The sequence below is a fragment of the Nocardioides sp. IC4_145 genome (assembly GCF_011250565.1).
Classification (GTDB): Bacteria; Actinomycetota; Actinomycetes; order Propionibacteriales; family Nocardioidaceae; genus Nocardioides.
The window spans coordinates 1-18,385 of record NZ_JAANMS010000067.1 but is presented as its reverse complement, the minus strand read 5'-3'; the positions used below and the strand labels follow the sequence as shown (position 1 = coordinate 18,385).

The 18,385-nt window shown below is 72.6% G+C and carries 16 protein-coding genes; 13 read left to right on the top strand and 3 right to left on the bottom strand.

Features of this window, described 5'->3' with window-relative positions; translation table 11 throughout:
- Positions 1-264 precede the first annotated feature (264 nt).
- A complete protein-coding gene (locus tag G6553_RS19765) occupies positions 265-936 on the bottom strand; it encodes a TrkA family potassium uptake protein (RefSeq protein ID WP_166196704.1) in 672 nt (223 codons plus the stop codon).
- A 1-nt stretch (position 937) separates the two neighbouring features.
- A complete protein-coding gene (locus tag G6553_RS19760; RefSeq protein WP_166196702.1) occupies positions 938-1,600 on the bottom strand; it encodes a TrkA family potassium uptake protein in 663 nt (220 codons plus the stop codon).
- Between the two features lie 79 nt (positions 1,601-1,679).
- Between G6553_RS19760 and G6553_RS19755 the strand changes: the two genes are divergently transcribed.
- From G6553_RS19755 to G6553_RS19745, 3 genes are all read left to right on the top strand, one after another.
- Positions 1,680-3,725, top strand: coding sequence for an APC family permease (locus tag G6553_RS19755; RefSeq protein WP_347565821.1), 2,046 nt, complete (start codon positions 1,680-1,682; stop codon positions 3,723-3,725).
- The gene (locus G6553_RS19750; RefSeq protein ID WP_166196698.1) at positions 3,722-4,921 is read left to right on the top strand and encodes a class I SAM-dependent RNA methyltransferase; all 1,200 of its coding nucleotides are present in this window, start codon (positions 3,722-3,724) and stop codon (positions 4,919-4,921) included. The genes G6553_RS19755 and G6553_RS19750 overlap by 4 nt, the downstream gene beginning before the upstream one ends.
- 190 nt (positions 4,922-5,111) lie before the next feature.
- Complete coding sequence (locus tag G6553_RS19745; RefSeq protein ID WP_166196696.1) at positions 5,112-5,999, top strand: hypothetical protein; 888 nt, start codon at positions 5,112-5,114, stop codon at positions 5,997-5,999.
- 31 nt (positions 6,000-6,030) lie between these two features.
- On the opposite strand, the gene G6553_RS19740 is transcribed toward G6553_RS19745, so the two are convergent.
- Positions 6,031-7,800: an SLC13 family permease gene (locus G6553_RS19740; protein ID WP_166196694.1), complete on the bottom strand. Its 1,770-nt coding sequence runs from the start codon at positions 7,798-7,800 to the stop codon at positions 6,031-6,033.
- A 271-nt stretch (positions 7,801-8,071) separates the two neighbouring features.
- Between G6553_RS19740 and G6553_RS19735 the strand changes: the two genes are divergently transcribed.
- The 10 genes from G6553_RS19735 to G6553_RS19690 form a co-directional block, all read left to right on the top strand.
- A complete protein-coding gene (locus tag G6553_RS19735) occupies positions 8,072-10,933 on the top strand; it encodes an aconitate hydratase (protein WP_347565820.1) in 2,862 nt (953 codons plus the stop codon).
- Between the two features lie 107 nt (positions 10,934-11,040).
- Positions 11,041-11,325 (top strand): sigma-70 family RNA polymerase sigma factor, encoded by a 285-nt coding sequence (locus G6553_RS19730; RefSeq protein ID WP_166196691.1) that lies wholly within the window; start codon positions 11,041-11,043, stop codon positions 11,323-11,325.
- Positions 11,288-11,590 carry a thiamine-binding protein gene (locus tag G6553_RS19725; RefSeq protein WP_166196689.1) on the top strand — a complete coding sequence of 101 codons (303 nt, stop codon included), beginning with the start codon at positions 11,288-11,290 and terminating at the stop codon, positions 11,588-11,590. Before G6553_RS19730 ends, G6553_RS19725 begins: the two co-directional genes overlap by 38 nt.
- A gap of 128 nt (positions 11,591-11,718) precedes the next feature.
- Positions 11,719-12,297, top strand: a complete 579-nt coding sequence (locus G6553_RS19720) for a DUF3105 domain-containing protein (protein ID WP_166196687.1) — start codon at positions 11,719-11,721, stop codon at positions 12,295-12,297.
- A 29-nt stretch (positions 12,298-12,326) separates the two neighbouring features.
- Entirely contained in the window at positions 12,327-12,731 is a 405-nt protein-coding gene (locus G6553_RS19715) for a YjbQ family protein (protein ID WP_166196685.1), read from the top strand.
- 101 nt (positions 12,732-12,832) lie between these two features.
- Complete coding sequence (locus G6553_RS19710; protein WP_166196683.1) at positions 12,833-13,267, top strand: NUDIX hydrolase; 435 nt, start codon at positions 12,833-12,835, stop codon at positions 13,265-13,267.
- Positions 13,264-14,205, top strand: a complete 942-nt coding sequence (locus tag G6553_RS19705; RefSeq protein ID WP_166196681.1) for an SMP-30/gluconolactonase/LRE family protein — start codon at positions 13,264-13,266, stop codon at positions 14,203-14,205. Before G6553_RS19710 ends, G6553_RS19705 begins: the two co-directional genes overlap by 4 nt.
- Before the next feature lie 18 nt (positions 14,206-14,223).
- Complete coding sequence (dxs, locus tag G6553_RS19700; RefSeq protein WP_166196679.1) at positions 14,224-16,137, top strand: 1-deoxy-D-xylulose-5-phosphate synthase; 1,914 nt, start codon at positions 14,224-14,226, stop codon at positions 16,135-16,137.
- Entirely contained in the window at positions 16,109-17,440 is a 1,332-nt protein-coding gene (locus tag G6553_RS19695; protein WP_166196677.1) for a hypothetical protein, read from the top strand. The genes dxs and G6553_RS19695 overlap by 29 nt, the downstream gene beginning before the upstream one ends.
- Before the next feature lie 375 nt (positions 17,441-17,815).
- Positions 17,816-18,385: DNRLRE domain-containing protein (locus tag G6553_RS19690; protein ID WP_166196675.1), on the top strand; the 570-nt coding region annotated here is incomplete at its 3' end.

The window sequence follows — 18,385 nt, the reverse complement described above, 5'->3', positions numbered from 1 at the left end:
GTCCTCGGCGCCGGCGGGGACGGTGGCTGTGGCGCCGAGGACCGTGGCGGCGATGCCGGCCACGACCGAGCGGGCGAGCACCGACGTACGCCGGCGCCCGTCGGAACTGCGTGCGGAACCCATGGACCTGCCTCCTGCTGCGCGGTCCGGAGCGCCGCGACCCAGGAATCACATCAGTCACACCAGTCACACGCAAGCGACCGCGGACAACTACAACTGTGTAGTTCTCGGCCGACCCGAGGCACTGGCGTCCCGGACGGGCGGTCAGCCCCCGTGGGCCGAGGGGGCCAGCAGCCGCTCGAGGGCGTCCTCGACCTCGGCCGGGACGACGAAGAGCAGCTCGTCGCCGGACTCGACCGGCTGCTCGGCGCTCGGCACGTAGACCTGGCCGTCGCGCAGGATCGTCACCAGCGCGCAGTTCTCCGGCAGCGGGATGAGACCGCTCGGCTTGCCGACGTACGGCGAGTCGGCCGGCAGCGTCATCTCGACCAGGTTGGCGCCGCCCTGGCGGAAGGTGAACAGCCGCACCAGGTCGCCGACCGTGACCGCCTCCTCGACGAGCGCGGACATGATCCGCGGGGTCGAGACGTTGACGTCGACGCCCCAGGCCTCGGTGAAGAGCCACTCGTTGTTGGGGTGGTTGACCCGGCCGACCGTGCGCGGCACGCCGAACTCGGTCTTGGCCAGCAGCGAGGTGACCAGGTTGACCTTGTCGTCACCGGTCGCGGCGATGACCACGTCGCAGCGGTCCATCTGCGCCTCCTCGAGCGAGGAGAGCTCGCAGGAGTCGGCCAGCAGCCACTCGGCGTCCGGCACCCGCTCGGGGCGGATGGAGTCCGGGTTCTTGTCGATGAGGAGGACCTCGTGGCCGTTGTGGATGAGCTCACGGGCGATCGAGCGGCCGACGGCTCCCGCTCCGGCGATGGCGACGCGCACGTCAGTCCTCCTGCGGTCCGCGCTTGATGACGGACATGGCGTGGTCGGCGTTCTCCTCGCGGACGACCAGGTGGATCAGGTCGCCCTCCTGGATGACGGTCTCGCGCTTGGGCAGCATGCCCTCGCCGAGCCGGTCGATCCACGCGATGCGGCTGCCGGTCTGCTCCTGGAAGTGGACGGTCCGGTGGCCCACCCACACCTCGGGCACGGGCACGTGGTCGACCCGGATCGTGCCGGAGGGGTCGCGGAAGTCCGGCTCCGCGCCCGCCGGCAGCAGCCGGCGCAGCACCTGGTCGGCGGTCCACTTCACCGTCGCGACGGTGGTGATGCCGAGGCGCTGGTAGACCTCGGCGCGGCCGGGGTCGTAGATCCGGGCGACGACCTGCTGGATCCCGAACGTCTCGCGCGCGACGCGCGCGGCGATGATGTTGGAGTTGTCGCCCGAGGAGACGGCGGCGAAGGCGTCCGCGCGGCGGATGCCGGCCTTCTCCAGGACCTCCTGGTCGAAGCCCACGCCGGCGACCTTGTCGCCGTTGAAGCCGGGACCCAGGCGGCGGAAGGCGTCCGGCTCGCTGTCGATGACCGACACCGTGTGGTTGCGGTCCTCGAGGCTGCGGGCGAGGGTCGAGCCGACTCGGCCGCAGCCCATGATCACGACGTGCACGGGGGAACCGTACCCGCGCCGGACGCCGCTTCGTCCGCGAAGCCTCGGGTGGGGCTCCGGACGAGTACCGTTCCGGCTCGTGAGTGTCGGGGACGTCTCCAAGCGGATCCTGCTGGGACGCAAGCTGAGGAGCTCCCAGCTCGGGGAGACGCTCCTGCCGAAGCGCATCGCGCTGCCGGTCTTCGCCAGCGACGCGCTGTCGTCGGTCGCCTACGCGCCCGACGAGGTGTTCATCATGCTGTCGCTGGCGGGCGCGTCGGCGTACGTCTGGTCGTGGAAGGTCGCGCTCGCGGTCGCGCTGGTCATGGCGGTCGTCGTGGCGTCGTACCGCCAGACCGTCCACGCCTACCCCTCGGGCGGCGGTGACTACGAGGTCGCGACCGTCAACCTCGGGCGCACCGCCGGCATGACGGTGGGCAGCGCGCTGCTCGTCGACTACGTGCTGACGGTGGCGGTGTCGATCTCCTCGGGCGCGCAGTACGCCGCCGCGGCGATCCCGGCGCTCGTCGGGCACGAGCCGACCGTGGCGGCGGTCGCGGTCCTCGGCCTGATGGCGATGAACCTGCGCGGCATCCGGGAGTCCGGACGGTTCTTCGCCGTCCCCACCTACGCCTTCATGGTCGCGATCATCGGCATGTGCGCCTTCGGCCTGGTGCGGCTGGCGCTGGGCGACCTGCCCGCGGTGGAGTCCGCCGGGCTGGAGATCACCCCGGAGCCGGGGCTGGAGGAACCGCTCACCACGATCGGCCTGCTGATCCTGCTGGCGCGGGCGTTCTCGTCCGGCTGCGCGGCGCTCACCGGCGTCGAGGCGATCTCCAACGGCGTGCCCGCGTTCCGCCGCCCCAAGAGCAGGAACGCCGCCACCACGCTGCTGCTGCTCGGGATGATCGCGATCACGATGATGGTCAGCGTCATCGTGCTGGCCCGGCAGATGGGCATCCGGTACGTCGACCCGCACGACCTGCACCGGCTGACCCGCGACGGCGAACCGGTCGGCGCCGACTACGAGCAGCACGCGGTGATCGCCCAGATCGCCCGGGCGGTCTTCCAGGAGTTCAGCCCGGCGTTCTACGTCGTCGTGACCGTCACCGGCATCATCCTGGTGCTCGCCGCCAACACCGCGTTCAACGGCTTCCCGGTGCTCGGCTCGATCCTCGCCAAGGACGGCCTCGCCCCCCGCGCCCTGGGCTCCCGCGGCGACCGGCTGGCGTACAGCAACGGCATCGTCTTCCTCGCGGTGATGGCGATCGCCCTCATCTACGCCTTCGACGCCGAGACCACCAAGCTGATCCAGCTCTACATCGTCGGCGTCTTCGTCTCCTTCAACCTCAGCCAGCTCGGCATGATCCGGCACTGGACGCGCGCCCTGCAGACCGAGCGCGACCCGGCGGAGCGGCGGCGCATGGTGCGCTCGCGCGCGATCAACGCCGTCGGCCTGACCTTCACCGCCGTGGTGCTGGTGATCATCCTGCTGACCAAGTTCCTCGCCGGGGCGTGGATCACCGTGCTCGCGATGGGCTTCTTCTTCCTGCTCATGAGGAGCATCCGGCAGCACTACGACCGGGTCGCCGAGGAGCTGGCCGCCGACGAGGAGGACAAGGCGCTGCCGACCCGCGTCCACGCGATCGTGCTGGTCTCCAAGCTGCACAAGCCCACGCTGCGGGCGCTCGCGTTCGCCAAGGCCACGCGGCCCAACGTGCTCGAGGGCGTCTACGTCGACGACGGCACCGACACCACCGCGCGCCTGCTCGCCGAGTGGGACGAGCGCCGCATCGACGTGCCGCTCAAGGTCCTCCACTCGCCCTACCGCGAGCTGGTGCGGCCGGTCGTCGAGTACGCCACCGAGATCCGCAAGGCCAACCCGCGAGGCGTCGTCGCGGTCTACATCCCGGAGTACGTCGTGGGCCGCTGGTGGGAGCAGCTGCTCCACAACCAGACCGCGCTGCGCCTCAAGGGTCGGCTGCTGTTCACCCCGGGTGTCATGGTGACCTCCGTGCCCTACCAGCTGAGGTCCTCCGAGATCGCCCGTGAACGTGTCCGCCGCGAGGCCACCCGGGTCCGCCCGGGCGACCTGCGCCGCGGCCAGGTCGAGCGCCGCCCCGACGACCGCCAGGTCAAGCGGTGACCCCGCGCCCGCCGCAGCGGCGGGGGAGGCCCGCGCCGCGCCAGCGGCAGGCCCGCGGGGCCTCGGTCGTCGGCCGGCGCTACGAGGCCGTCGTCGGCCCGGTCGCCCACGGCGGCCACTGCATCGTCCGCGTCTCGACCGACCCGACCGGCGCCTCGGACGAGACGCGCGTGGTCTTCGCCCGCCACGGGATCCCCGGCGAGCGCGTCGTCCTGGAGCTGACCGAGGGCACCGAGGGCGACCGCTTCTGGCGCGGCGACGTCGTCGAGGTGCACGAGGCGTCGCCGGACCGGGTCGAGCCGCCCTGCCCCTACGCCCGGCCGGGCCGCTGCGGCGGCTGCGACTTCCAGCACGTCGACCTCGGCCGCCAGCGGGCGCTGAAGGCCGACGTCGTCGCCGAGCAGCTGCGCCGCCTGGCCGGCCTCGACGTCGACGTCACCGTCGAGGCGGTCGAGGGCGACCTGCCCGAGCAGCTCGCCGGCCTGCGCTGGCGCACCCGGCAGCAGTACGTCCGCCTCCCCGACGGCCAGCGCGGCCTGCGCAAGCACCGCTCCCGCGAGGTCGTCGTCATCGACGACTGCCGCATCGCGCACCCCGACGCCCGCGAGCCGCGGCCCGGCACGGTGACCGAGCAGGTCACCGCGGCCGGCGCCACCCACGGGTACGCCGTCGCCGCCGACGGGTTCTGGCAGGTGCACCCCGGCGCGCCGCGGACCCTCGTCGAGACGGTCCTCGAGGTGCTGCGCCCGCAGCCGGGGGAGTCCGTGCTGGACCTGTACGCAGGAGTGGGGCTGTTCGCCCGGTTCCTCGCCGAGGCCGTGGGGGACACCGGCCGGGTCGGCGCGGTCGAGGGCGACCCGACCGCGGCCGGCCACGCCGCGACCAACTGCCCCGGGGCCGAGGTCACCGCCGGAGGCGTCGACGAGGTGCTCGCGGCGGCGTACGACGGGCACTGGGACCTCGTCGTGCTCGACCCGCCGCGCGAGGGCGCCCGGCGCCCGGTCGTCGAGCAGGTCGTCGCCCGCACGCCGCGCGCCGTGGCGTACGTCGCGTGCGACCCGGCGGCGCTGGCGCGCGACGTGTCGGTCTTCGCCGAGCACGGTTACCGGCTGAGCGCCCTGCGCGCCTTCGACCTGTTCCCGATGACCCACCACGTGGAGTGCGTCGCGCTGCTCGAGCGCGAGGTGAGCGACTGACACCCGCTCGCGGATCGGTGCCACCTGGTGACCGCGATCCACGACCGTCAGCCTTCTCCACAGGCCGCGATCGTCTCGGTGAGGCACCGGCGGCGGCGGGCAGGCTCGTGCCGTGCCACCCGACGACACGCCGCGACCCCCGGACGCCGCGGGTCTGCGCCACCTGACGACCTACGTACAGGACGGGGTCGTGTCCCGAGCGCAGCTCGGCTCGCTCGGCTTCCGGCCCCACGACGTACGCCGGATGCTGCGTCGGCGGGAGCTCAGCGTGGTGCATCCCGGCGTGTTCGTGCAGCACACCGGTCCGCCCACCTGGCAGCAACGCGCCTGGGCCGCCGTCCTGGCCACGGGTAGCGTGCTGGCCCGCGAGTCCGCGCTGCCGAAGCCGCCCGAGCGGGCACCGATGCAGGTCGCGGTCGACGTGCGCCGCACGGTCTCCCGGCTCGAGGGCGTCACCGTCCACCGCACCGCTCACCTGGCCGACCGGATCGCACCCGGCTCGGCGCCTCCGCGGATCAGTGTCGCCAACGCCGCCGTGGAGCTCGCCGACCTCGCAGCGGACGAGCACGCGGCGTACAGGGTGCTCGCCGACGTGCTGCACACCCGCGAGGTGGTCACGGCGGACCTGGCGGCAGCCATCACGGCGCGGCGCCGGCTGCGCCGCAGGGCGCTCCTGGTCGAGCTGGTCGCGGACCTGGCGACCGGGGCCGCCTCCGTGCTCGAGCGCGCGTACCTGCGCGACGTCGAGCGCGCACACGGTCTGCCGGTCGGGCGCCGGCAGGCACGGGGGAGCGTGGACGGCCGGACCGTCCTCCGGGACGTCTCCTACGACGACTTCGGCACCTACGTGGAGCTCGCCGGCCGGGCGTTCCACGACACGCCCGCTGCCCGCGACCGCGACCTGGCCCGTGACCTGACGGCGGTGGTGACGGACGGGCGCACGACCGTGCGGCTCGGGCACCGCCAGGTCCTGGGCGAGGCGTGCGCCACGGCCGTGGCCGTCGGTCGTCTGCTGCAAGGGCGAGGGTGGGCCGGGGGACCGGCGACCTGCCCGCGGTGTCCAGGCCGCCGGTCGTGATCCGGCCGGCACGGCGGCCGGGTCGTCCAGATCAGGCGGTCCAGATGAGCGGGACCAGGGTGACGGTCATGACCAGGACGGTCAGGGTCAGCACCCACCCGAGCCGGGCGTAGTCGGTGAACCGGTAGCCACCGGGGCCGTAGACCATCATGTTGGTCTGGTAGCCGATCGGGGACAGGAACGATGCCGAGGCGGCCACCGCGACCGCGATGGCCGCGCCGCGGGGATCCAGCCCGGTGGCGCCTGCGGCGGAGACCGCGATGGGGAGCATCAACAGCGCGGCCGCGTTGTTCGTCACCAGCTCGGTGAGGACGATGGTGGCGAGCACCAGGCCGAGCAGCACCCCGCGGTCGCCGAAGCCCGAGAACGTGTCGACCAGGCCGGTGGCGACGGTGGCGGCCAGCCCGGACTGCTGCATCGCGGCGGCCAGCCCGAACGCGGAGGCGATGACGACGATGACCTCGATGTCGATCGCCCGCCGTGCCTCCAGGGGGGACACGACGCGGGAGGCCACGAGGAGGATGGCGGCCACCAGCGATCCCTCGAGGATGGGGACGGTCTCGGTGGCGGCGAGCCCGACCACGGCCAGGAGCAGCGCGACCGGGACCCAGGCTCGGGAGGTCGCCACTGGGGGAGTGCCGTCCAGCGGCGCGACCAGCAGGAAGTCGGCGCGGTCGCGCCACCGCTCCCGGAACCCGAGGTCGGACACCAGGATCAGGGTGTCGCCCACGTGGATGGTCTCGGTGCCGATCCGCCCCTTGAGCAGCTGCCCCGCGCGGTGGATGCCCAGCACGGCCGCCTGGTAGGTGGAGCGGAACCCGACGTCCCTCAGGTTCGTCCCGACGAGGGGCGAACGGGACCCGACGACGGCCTCGTAGTAGCTCACGGAGGGGTCGTCGAGGTCGAGGACGTGCTCGAGCTCCGCCGAGCGCAGACCGCGCATCTCCTGGAGCTCCACGACCCGGTCGATCGGACCGACGAAGTGCAGGCGGTTGCCGCCGCGCAGCACGGTCTCCGGTCGGACCGGGGCGATCGTCGTGTCGCCCCGGTCCACCGAGGCGAGGAAGAGTCCGGAGAGGTTGCGCAGGCTCGCCTCCTCGACGGTCTTCCCGTCGATGGCACCCCCGGGCTCCACGATCATCTCGACGCTGAAGCGCCGACCCGCCTCCTCCATCTCGGCACGAGCCGAACGGCGGTCGGGCAGGACCCTGGGGGCCAGGGCGACGATCGCGACCAGGCCGACCGCGGCGATGGGCAGGCCCAGCTTGCCGATCTCGAAGAACCCGATCTGCCGAAGGTCCAGGGTCGCCATCTGGCCGGACACCACGAGGTTCGTCGACGTACCGATGACGGTGATGAGCCCGCCCAGCACGGCTGCGAACGACACGGGCATCAGCAGCTTGGAGACCGAGCGCCCGCGTCTGCTCGCCCAGGACGTCACCTGCGGGATGAGCATCGCGACGATGGGGGTGTTGTTGAGGAACGCTGAGGCGCCGGCGGTCGGCACGACCGTGCGGAGCAGGGGCAGCCGGTAGGAGCCACGCTCGCCGAGCGTCCTCTGCATCACCGGCGTGAGGGCGCCGGTCTTCTCGATGCCCGCAGCCAGCACGTAGAGAGCGGCGACCGTGATGGGCGCGGAGTTGGAGAACCCCGAGAACGCCGCGTCCGCGTCGATCACCCCCAGGACCAGCACCGCGACGGCACCGCCGAAGACGACGACGGCGGGCGAGACCCGGCCGCGCACGAGCAGGACGAGGACGGCGAGGATCACGGCGAGGGTGATCCAGGCGTCGGTGGTCATGATGGGCAACTCCCGGGAGGACCTGGCCGGCGGACGGACCCCACCAGAGCTCGCGGGTCACCGTAGCGCGCACAGGTCGGGCGGCGGGCGCCTTCCTCGGGCGTGAGTGGATCCTCGACATCGTGTATCTTGACATCAAGAGAGTTCGGTCAGCCGAGTCGCCAGGTTAGGACTGCCTTCCTTCCGTCGCCCACCAGCGCAACGGCAAGATGGCGAGGAGCCGACCGCACCATCGATCAAGCACCACCGGACGTCACGAGGAGAGTTGGCAGTGGCCAGTCAGGACAGCTTCGGTGCCAAGAGCACCCTGGACGTGGACGGACAGTCCTACGAGATCTACCGCCTCGACGCGGTGACGGGGGAGGGCCTGGACGTCGAGACGCTGCCCTTCAGCCTCAAGGTCCTGCTGGAGAACCTCCTGCGGACCGAGGACGGCGCGGACATCACCGCCGACGACATCAAGGCCCTCGCCGGGTGGGACGCCGACGCGCACCCCGACAAGGAGATCCAGTTCACGCCGGCGCGCGTGATCATGCAGGACTTCACCGGCGTGCCCTGCGTCGTCGACCTCGCCACCATGCGCGAGGCGATGGCCGAGCTCGGCGGCGACCCGTCGCGGATCAACCCGCTCGCGCCGGCCGAGATGGTCATCGACCACTCCGTCATCGCCGACGTCTTCGGCTCGCCGGAGGCGTTCGAGCGGAACGTGGAGATCGAGTACGAGCGCAACCGCGAGCGCTACCAGTTCCTGCGCTGGGGCCAGGGCGCCTTCGACGACTTCAAGGTCGTCCCCCCGGGCACCGGCATCGTGCACCAGGTCAACATCGAGCACCTCGCCCGCACCGTCATGGTGCGCGACGGCGTGGCGTACCCCGACACCTGCGTCGGCACCGACTCCCACACCACGATGGTCAACGGCATCGGCGTGGTCGGCTGGGGCGTCGGCGGCATCGAGGCCGAGGCCGCGATGCTCGGGCAGCCGGTCTCGATGCTCATCCCGCGCGTCGTCGGCTTCAAGCTCTCCGGCGACCTGCCCGAGGGCTCGACGGCCACCGACCTGGTGCTCACCATCACCGAGATGCTGCGCAAGCACGGCGTCGTCGGGAAGTTCGTGGAGTTCTACGGCCCCGGCGTCTCGGCGCTGCCGCTGGCCAACCGCGCCACGATCGGCAACATGAGCCCGGAGTTCGGCTCGACCATCGCGGTCTTCCCGATCGACGAGCAGACCGTCGAGTACCTCAAGCTCACCGGTCGCCCCGAGGAGCAGCTCCGCCTCGTCGAGGAGTACGCCAAGGCGCAGGGCCTGTGGCACGACCCCGACGCCGAGCCGCGCTACTCCGAGAAGCTCGAGCTGGACCTGTCGACGGTCGTCCCGTCGCTCGCCGGCCCGAAGCGCCCGCAGGACCGCGTCGCGCTCTCCGACGCCCGCGAGGCGTTCCGCGTCGCGCTGGCCGACTACGTCAGCGACGACGAGACCGGCACCGAGGCCCGCAAGCCCGGCGTGCCGCAGAACGAGAAGCCGTACGGCGTCACCACCGGCGCCGACGAGGCCTCGGCCGAGTCCTTCCCGTCCTCCGACCCGCCGGCCACCAACGGCAACGGGGACGGCCACGACGACGCCGACCAGCCGGTCGACTCGCACTCCGCGGCGGCCAACGCCGACGGTCGCCCGTCGGACCCGGTCAGGGTGACCCTCGAGGACGGCACCGAGTTCGAGCTCGACCACGGCGCCGTCGCGATCGCCGCGATCACTTCGTGCACCAACACCTCGAACCCCTCGGTCATGATCGGCGCCGCGCTGCTGGCGAAGAAGGCCGTGGAGAAGGGCCTGCAGCGCAAGCCGTGGGTCAAGACCACGCTCGCGCCCGGCTCGCAGGTCGTCTCCGACTACTACGAGCGCGCCGGCCTCACGCCGTACCTCGACAAGCTCGGCTTCAACCTCGTCGGCTACGGCTGCACCACCTGCATCGGCAACTCCGGCCCGCTCATCCCCGAGGTCTCCGCCGCGGTCAACGAGAAGGACCTCGCGGTCGTCTCGGTGCTCTCGGGCAACCGGAACTTCGAGGGCCGGATCAACCCCGACGTGAAGATGAACTACCTCGCGTCCCCGCCGCTGGTCGTCGCCTACGCGCTGGCCGGCTCGATGGACGTCGACCTGTTCAACGACCCGCTGGGCCAGGACACCGACGGCAACGACGTCTACATGAAGGACATCTGGCCCTCCCCCCAGGAGGTCGAGCGGGTCATCGGCGAGGCCATCACCTCCGACATGTTCGACAGCTCCTACGCCGACGTCTTCGCCGGCGACGAGCGGTGGCAGTCGCTGCCGACCCCCGAGGGCGACACCTTCGAGTGGGACGCGGAGTCGACCTACGTCCGCAAGCCCCCGTACTTCGACGGCATGCCCGACGAGCCGGAGGCCGTCACCGACATCGAGGGCGCCCGCGTGCTCCTCAAGCTCGGCGACTCGGTCACCACCGACCACATCAGCCCGGCCGGTGCGATCAAGAAGGACTCGCCGGCCGGCAAGTACCTCGCCGAGCACGGCGTGGAGCAGCGGGACTTCAACTCCTACGGCTCGCGTCGCGGCAACCACGAGGTCATGATCCGCGGCACGTTCGCCAACATCCGCCTGCGCAACCAGCTCGCGCCGGGCACCGAGGGCGGCGTCACCCGCGACTTCACCAACGGTGGCGAGGTGACCTCGGTCTTCGAGGCCTCGGAGAACTACATCGCCGCGGGCACCCCGCTGGTCGTCCTGGCCGGCAAGGAGTACGGCTCCGGCTCCTCGCGCGACTGGGCCGCCAAGGGCACCTCGCTGCTGGGCGTCAAGGCCGTCATCGCCGAGTCCTACGAGCGCATCCACCGCTCGAACCTCATCGGCATGGGCGTCATCCCGCTCCAGTTCCCCGAGGGCCAGACCGCCGAGAGCCTCGGCCTGACCGGCGAGGAGGAGTTCTCCATCACCGGCATCACCGAGCTCAACGAGGGCCGCACGCCCAAGACCGTCAAGGTCAAGGCCGGCGACGTGGAGTTCGACGCGGTCGTCCGCATCGACACCCCCGGCGAGGCGAACTACTACCGCAACGGCGGCATCATGCAGTACGTCCTGCGCAACCTGCGCAGGGCCTGATCCGCTCTCGCACCGTCCGGACGGCCCGTCACCCCTCGAGGGTGGCGGGCCGTCCGTCTTTCTCGTCCTCGACCCCTCCATCGGTGTTGCTCGGTGCGTGGGAGGGAATGACGAGGCAGGAGAGGAAGGCTGGAGAGGCGGACGACCGCGACTTGCTGCGGGCGGCGCTGGCGGCGCTTCCGCCGCGGCAGCGCGCCGTGATCGTGCTGCGCTACTACGAGGACCTCACCGAGCGGCAGACCGCCGAGGCGCTCGGGATCGCGGTCGGCACGGTCAAGTCAGGCGCGGGACGGTCTGGCCCGGTTGCGGACGCTCGTGCCGGAGGCCGAGGTGGTGGCCACTACCGTGTGACGCATGATCGTGGCGTTCAGCATCAGCCCGACCACCGGTGACGAGACCGGCGGCGTCTCCGAGGCGGTCGCGGCCGCGGTGCGGGTGGTTCGCGAGTCCGGCCTGCCCAACGAGACCAACGCGATGTTCACCAACATCGAGGGTGAGTGGGACGAGGTCATGGCGGTGGTCAAGAAGGCCGTCGACGTCGTCGCCGAGGTGTCCCCGCGGGTCGGCCTGGTGCTCAAGGCCGACATCCGGCCCGGGTACGACGGCCAGCTGACCGCCAAGGTCGAGCGGGTCGAGCGGGCGCTCGAGCATTCGTGAGCGACGTACCGCCGCCTCCGCTTCCTCCGCCTCCGTCCACGCCACCCCCTCCGGCTCCTCCGTCACCTCCTCCGTCACCTCCTCCGGCTCCGCCGTCACCTCCGGCTCGAGAACGTGACCGGTTCACCGTGCTCGTGCTCGCCGGGCTGGCCGCGTGCGCGGTCCTCCTGGTGGCGATCGGCGTGCCGGTGGCGGTGAGCCAGCTGCGCGCGGACGAGAGCGCCCGGGTGGAGCGGAACCTCGACGAGGTGCAGGTCTTCGCCGACCTGAGCACCGACCACACCGAGGGCGACGTCGACTACCCCCAGACGCCGCCCGCCGGCGGGCCGCACCACCCGCGGTGGCTCGAGTGCGGGGTCTACGACGAGCCGGTGCGCGAGGAGAACGCCGTGCACGACCTCGAGCACGGCACGGTCTGGATCACCTACGACCCGGACCTGCCCGCCGAGGACGTCGCGTCGCTGGCCGAGCAGCTGCCCGCCAACGGGATCCTGTCGCCGTACCCCGGCCTGCCCGCGCCGGTCGTCGTCACCGTCTGGGGCCACCAGCTGCGGCTCGTCGGCGCGGACGACCCCCGGCTCGGGCTGTTCGTCGAGCAGCTCGGCGGCGGCCGCAGCGCGCCCGAGCCGTTCGCCTCCTGCGCCGGCGGCGTGCCCGACCCGCAGGGCGGGGTCGAGCCGGAGGAGGGCCCCGGCACGACGGTGTAGCCGCTGCACCCGCCGGGCACGGAAGGCTCATGGACTCCGAGACCAGGGACTACCGCACCGGCGGGGAGGACACCGTCCTGGACCTGACCCGCGACTGCGCCGACTACGTCAGCGGTCGCGGCGACGGCCTGCTGCACCTCTTCGTGCCGCACGCCACCGCCGGGCTGGCGATCCTCGAGACCGGCTCCGGCAGCGACGACGACCTGCTCGCCGCCCTCGGCGACCTGCTCCCCGCCGACGACCGCTGGCGCCACCGCCACGGCACCCCCGGCCACGGCCGCTCCCACGTCATGCCGGCGCTCGTGCCGCCGTACGCCAGCGTCCCCGTCCTCGACGGCTCCCTCGCCCTCGGCACCTGGCAGAGCATCTGCCTGGTCGACCTCAACGTCGACAACCACGAGCGGCAGGTGCGGTTCAGCTTCCTCGCCGGCTGAGGCGAGACCAGCTGAGCGCCGACGGTTTCTCGGCGGGTCTCGAGACGGGCCTGGCGGCCTCCTCGACCAGCCGGGAGAGCCCCCCGGCTAGGTTCGCGTCCATGAGTGAGCCGACCAGATTCGCCTGCGTGCTGCTCGTCGACCGCCGGGGATGGGTGCTGCTGCAGGAGCGGGACGAGCACGCGGTCATCGACCCGGAGACGTGGGGGATGCCGGGCGGCCACGTGGAGGACGGCGAGGGGTTCGAGGAGGCGGCGTACCGCGAGCTGGCCGAGGAGACCGGCCTCCGGCTCGAGCGCGGCGAGCTGCAGTTCTGGCGCGAGATCGCGACCGAGCACGCGTCCTACGGCGTCGGCTCGATGCACGTGTACGTCGGCGCCGTCGACCTCACCGACGCCGACATCACCTGCGGGGAGGGCCGGCGGATCGTCTTCGTGGACCCGGGGCGGGTGCCGACCCTCGAGCTGACCGGCTCGGCGGCCGACGCCCTCCCGGCGTTCCTCGACAGCGAGATGTACAGCACGATGGCCCCATGACCACCGCGCGCACCACGGACCTGACCGTCGCCCCCGTCCCGGCCCACGGCGCCGAGGACGTCGTCGTCGCCACCTCCGGCCCCGACGAGGGCTGCGTGTTCACCGGCACCGAGGACGGCAGCGTCTTCCGGGTCTCGCACGACGGCGCCAAGGTCGACCGGGTCGCCCACACCGGGGGCCGCCCGCTCGGCATCGAGATCGACGCCGACGGTCGGCTGCTGGTGTGCGACGCCAAGCGCGGCGTGCTGCGGATCGACACGGCGACCGGCGGCGTCGAGACCGTCACCGACCGGGTCGGCGGTCAGCCGATGGTCTTCTGCAACAACGCCGCGATCGCGAGCGACGGCACGGTGTGGTTCTCCGACTCCTCGCGGCACTACGGCATCGAGCGGTGGAAGGACGACTTCATCCAGGTCACGCGCTCCGGCCGGCTGATGCGGATGGACCCCGACGGCACGGTGACCGTCGTCCTCGACGGGCTCGCCTTCGCCAACGGCGTCGCGCTGAGCAAGGACGAGGACTTCGTGTGCGTCGCCGAGACCGGCGGCCGGACCGTCGTGCGACGCTGGCTCACCGGTGACCGCGCCGGCATGCGCGACCTGCTCTGCTCGAACCTCCCGGGCTACCCCGACAACATCGCGCGCGGCAGCGACGGCCTGATCTGGGTGACGATCGCCAGCCCGCGCGACCCGGTGGTGGAGCGGCTCCAGGGCGCGCCGCTGAAGGTGCGCAAGCTGGTCACGAGGATCCCGCAGAAGCTCCAGCCGCAGCCCGCCCGCACCGTCCGCGTCCAGGCGTACGACGACGAGGGCCGGCTCGTGCACGACCTCGACCTGCCGGGCGATCGGTACCACATGGTGACCGGCGTCCGGGAGCACGACGGCCGGGTCTGGATGGGCAGCCTGCACGAGCCGGCGATCGCGGTCCACGACCTGTGACCTCCTAGACTCGGGAGCATGTCGCTCCTCGACTCGATCGCCGGTCCGCGGGACGTCCAGGCCCTCGCGCCCGACCAGCTCGAGGACCTCGCCGCCGAGATCCGCGACCTCCTCGTGCAGACCTGCTCGCGCATCGGCGGGCACCTCGGTCCCAACCTCGGCGTCGTCGAGCTGACCATCGCGCTGCACCGCGTCTTCGACAGCCCGCGCGACCGGATCGTGCTCGACACCGGCCACCAGTCCTACGTCCACAAGATCCTCACCGGGCGCGGCGGCCAGTTCGACGGCCTGCGCAAGGAGGGCGGCCTGTCGGGCTACCCGAGCCAGTCGGAGTCCGAGCACGACATCGTCGAGAACTCCCACGCCTCGACCGCCCTGTCCTACGCCGACGGCCTGGCCAAGGCGTTCGCGATCCGCGGCGAGGACCGTCACACGGTCGCGGTCATCGGCGACGGCGCACTCACCGGCGGCATGGCCTGGGAGGCGCTCAACAACATCGCGATCGCCAAGGACAGCCGGCTGGTCATCGTCGTCAACGACAACGGCCGCTCCTACACCCCGACCATCGGCGGCCTCGCGAACGCCCTCACCACGCTGCGCACCAACCCGCGCTACGAGCAGGTCCTCGACCTGGTCAAGAAGCGCCTCAACGCCGTCCCCGGCGTCGGCCCCGCGGCGTACGACGCCCTCCACGCGATGAAGAAGGGCCTCAAGGACGCGCTCGCGCCGCAGGGCCTCTTCGAGGACCTCGGCCTGAAGTACGTCGGTCCCGTCGACGGCCACGACCTCGTCGCCATGGAGGCGGCGCTGGAGCGGGCCAAGCGGTTCGGCGGGCCGGTGATCGTGCACGCGCTGACCCGCAAGGGCTTCGGGTACGACGCGGCGGAGCGCCACGAGGCGGACCAGTTCCACTCGCCGCAGCCCTTCGACATCGAGACCGGCGAGGAGAAGGCCCGCGGCCGGATCTGGACCGACGTCTTCTCCGACGAGATCGTCCACATCGGCCAGCGCCGCAAGGACGTCGTGGCGATCACCGCGGCGATGATGCACCCGGTGGGGCTCGACCACTTCCAGAAGCGCTTCCCCGAGCGCACCTTCGACGTCGGCATCGCCGAGCAGCACGCCGCGACCTCCGCCGCCGGGCTCGCGATGGGTGGGCTGCACCCGGTGGTCGCGGTCTACGCGACGTTCCTCAACCGCGCCTTCGACCAGGTGTTGATGGACTGCGCGCTGCACCGCACCGGCGTGACCTTCGTGCTCGACCGCGCCGGCGTGACCGGCGACGACGGCGCGTCCCACAACGGCATGTGGGACATGTCGGTGCTCCAGGTCGTGCCCGGCCTGCGGCTCGCCGCGCCCCGCGACGCCGCCCGGTTGCGCGAGCTGCTCAACGAGGCCGTCGAGGTCGAGGACGCCCCGACCGTGGTCCGGTTCCCCAAGGGCCCGCCGCCGGCGGACGTCGAGGCGGTCGGCAAGGCCGGCGGCGCCGACGTGCTGGTCCGCAACGGCACCAAGGACGTGCTGGTCGTGGCCGTCGGCTCGATGAACGAGGTCGCGCTCGGCGTCGCCGACCGGCTCGTCGCCCAGGGCATCGGCGTCACCGTCGTCGACCCGCGCTGGGTCAAGCCCGTCGACCCCGCGGTCGTCGAGCTCGCCCGCGAGCACCGGCTCGTCGTCTCGGTCGAGGACAACGGCGTGGTCGGTGGCTGCGGGTCGGTGCTGCTGCAGACCCTCGTCGAGGCCGGCGTGACCACCCCGGTCCGTCTGCGCGGGATCCCCCAGGAGTTCCTCCAGCACGCCAAGCGCGCCGCGATCCTCGAGCGCATCGGCCTCACGCCGCAGGCCCTCGCCCTCGACATCGTCGAGTACATGACCTCCCTCGACGAAGGTCGTTTACCCGTCGATGCCGACCACGCCGACCACCCCGTCTGACCGACTCCGCCGGAGCCCGCGGGGCGCGGTCGCGGCCCTGCTGGTCCCGCTGCTGGTCTGCCTGCTGCCGGGGTGCTCGCTCCTGGACCGGGGCGACGACCCGGACGGCGCCGCCCGGGTGGCCGTCGCGCCCGCGCCGGGCGACGTGGTCGTGGCGGTACGCCGTGCGCTGGACCGCCGCGCGGCGGCCGTGCGCCGCGGGGACCGGCGCACCTTCGCCGCCGGGCTGGCCCGGCGCTCGCCGCGGGTGCGGGCCCAGCAGCTGACCTGGTTCGACAACCTGGCGCAGCTGCCGCTCGCGGAGCTCCGCTACGGCGTCGACCGGCAGAACATCGTGCGCGACGGCGACGGCTACTGGGTCGTCGTCGAGCAGTCCATGCAGCTGGCCGGCTACGACGCCGAGCCGGTCGTCACCCACGACCGGTTCCGGTTCCGGCCCGTCCCGGGGAACGTCCGGCGGATGCGGCTCACCTCGGTCACCGACCCGGCCTGGGAGGCCGAGCACGACGTGCGGCCCCAGCCCTGGGACCTCGGCGCGGTCGAGGTGCGCGGCGGGCTGGGGGTGCTGGGCGTCTTCGACGCCGACAGCGTTCCCGCCGCGTCCGGGGTGATCGCGTCGGTGGAGCGTGGCATCGCCGACGTCTCGGCCGTCCTGCCGCAGGACTGGCGCCGCACGGTGGTCGTCTACGCGCTGTCCTCGACGGCGTTCCTCGAGACCATCGACGAGCTGCCCGGCGGCGACCCCGAGCGGCTCGACGGCGTCGCCTTCCCGGTCGCGGCCGGCCCGGGGCGGCCCGGCGCGGTCGCGACCCGCTTCGCGCTGCACCCCCGGATGCTCACGCGCGCCGGCCCGCAGCGCGACCGGCTGGTGCGCCACGAGCTCGTGCACGTCGCGCTCGGCGAGCGCGACGACGACGTACCGGTCTGGCTCAGCGAGGGCATCGCGGAGTACGTCTCGGTCCGTGCCGTCGACCCCGCCGACCGGGTGGTCGCCGAGGCGGCACTCGGCCGCGCCGTCGAGGGGATCGACGGGCTGCCGACCCGCGAGTCGTTCACGGCCCCCGGCGACGAGCCGGTCGTGTCGTACGGCGTGTCCTGGTGGGTCTGCGAGCACGTCGCCCGCTCGTTCGGCGAGGGCGCCCTGTGGGCCCTGCTCGACGCCTTCGCGGCGGAGGGCGCCGACGAGGCGGAGGTGCTCCGCCGGGTGCTCGGCCTGACCGCCGACCAGCTGGCGAACCGGGCCGCGCGGCTCATGGTCGCCACCTTCGTCCCGGGCGTCGAGCTCGCGGACGCGACCCGGTAGCGGTCACGACCCGCACTCCGACCGGGCCCGGGTGACCAAGACCTCGGCGAGAAGAACATCACGTCCGGTTCAGCGGTCTAGATGGCCGATCGCGACAGTTGCGCTGTTAGGTTTCCGGCGATCGCGTCGGGTGGACCACCCCTCCCGATGCGAGGGCGTCTCGTGACGCTCGAGGACCACCCGAGGACCGGCTGTCGGTGATGCGACCGACGGCCACAGGGCCGCGCCCGCACACGGCGGGTGTGGTCCCGACGGAGCCATCCCGGGCTCCGACGCCGCCGCCCCGCACCGGACGACCACCGCGTCCGCCGGCGCAGGGCCGCGCACCTCCACGTGCCCCCCGCGTGGAGCAGTCGACAAGAAAGTTGCAGCACAGTGAAGAAGACGCTCCTGGCCACGGCGCTCGCCGTGGGTCTCGGCGGTCTCGCGGTCACCTCACCGGCCGAGGCCGGCACCTACGAGGTCCCCGTCGCCGCTGACACCTATGTCAGCAAGTCCACCGCCTCGGCGAAGCTCGGCTCGGCCGCCCGCCTCCGGGTCGACGGTCGCAAGGCCACGCGCCAGCACGCCTTCCTGAAGGTGACCGTCCCCCAGGTCCCGGCCGGAGAGGGCCTGCGCTCCGTCGAGCTCCGGCTCCGTCCGACCACGTCGTCGCCGACGGGCGTGACGGTCCACCGCACCGACACCTCGTGGGCGGAGGGCTCGCTGAGCTGGCGGACCAAGCCCGCCAAGCGCGCGCCGCTCGGCTCGTCCGACCGGCTGGTCGCCGGCACCGTCGAGGTCATCGACCTCGACGTCTCCGAGGTCACCCCGGGCTCCGTGCTCGGGCTCCGGCTCGAGACCTCCGCCCAGCGGACCCTGGCCTTCCACTCCCGGGAGTCGGTCAAGAACGCACCGGCCGTGCGAGTCGTGACCGGCACCGGCGTCGCCGACAGCGCGCCGCCC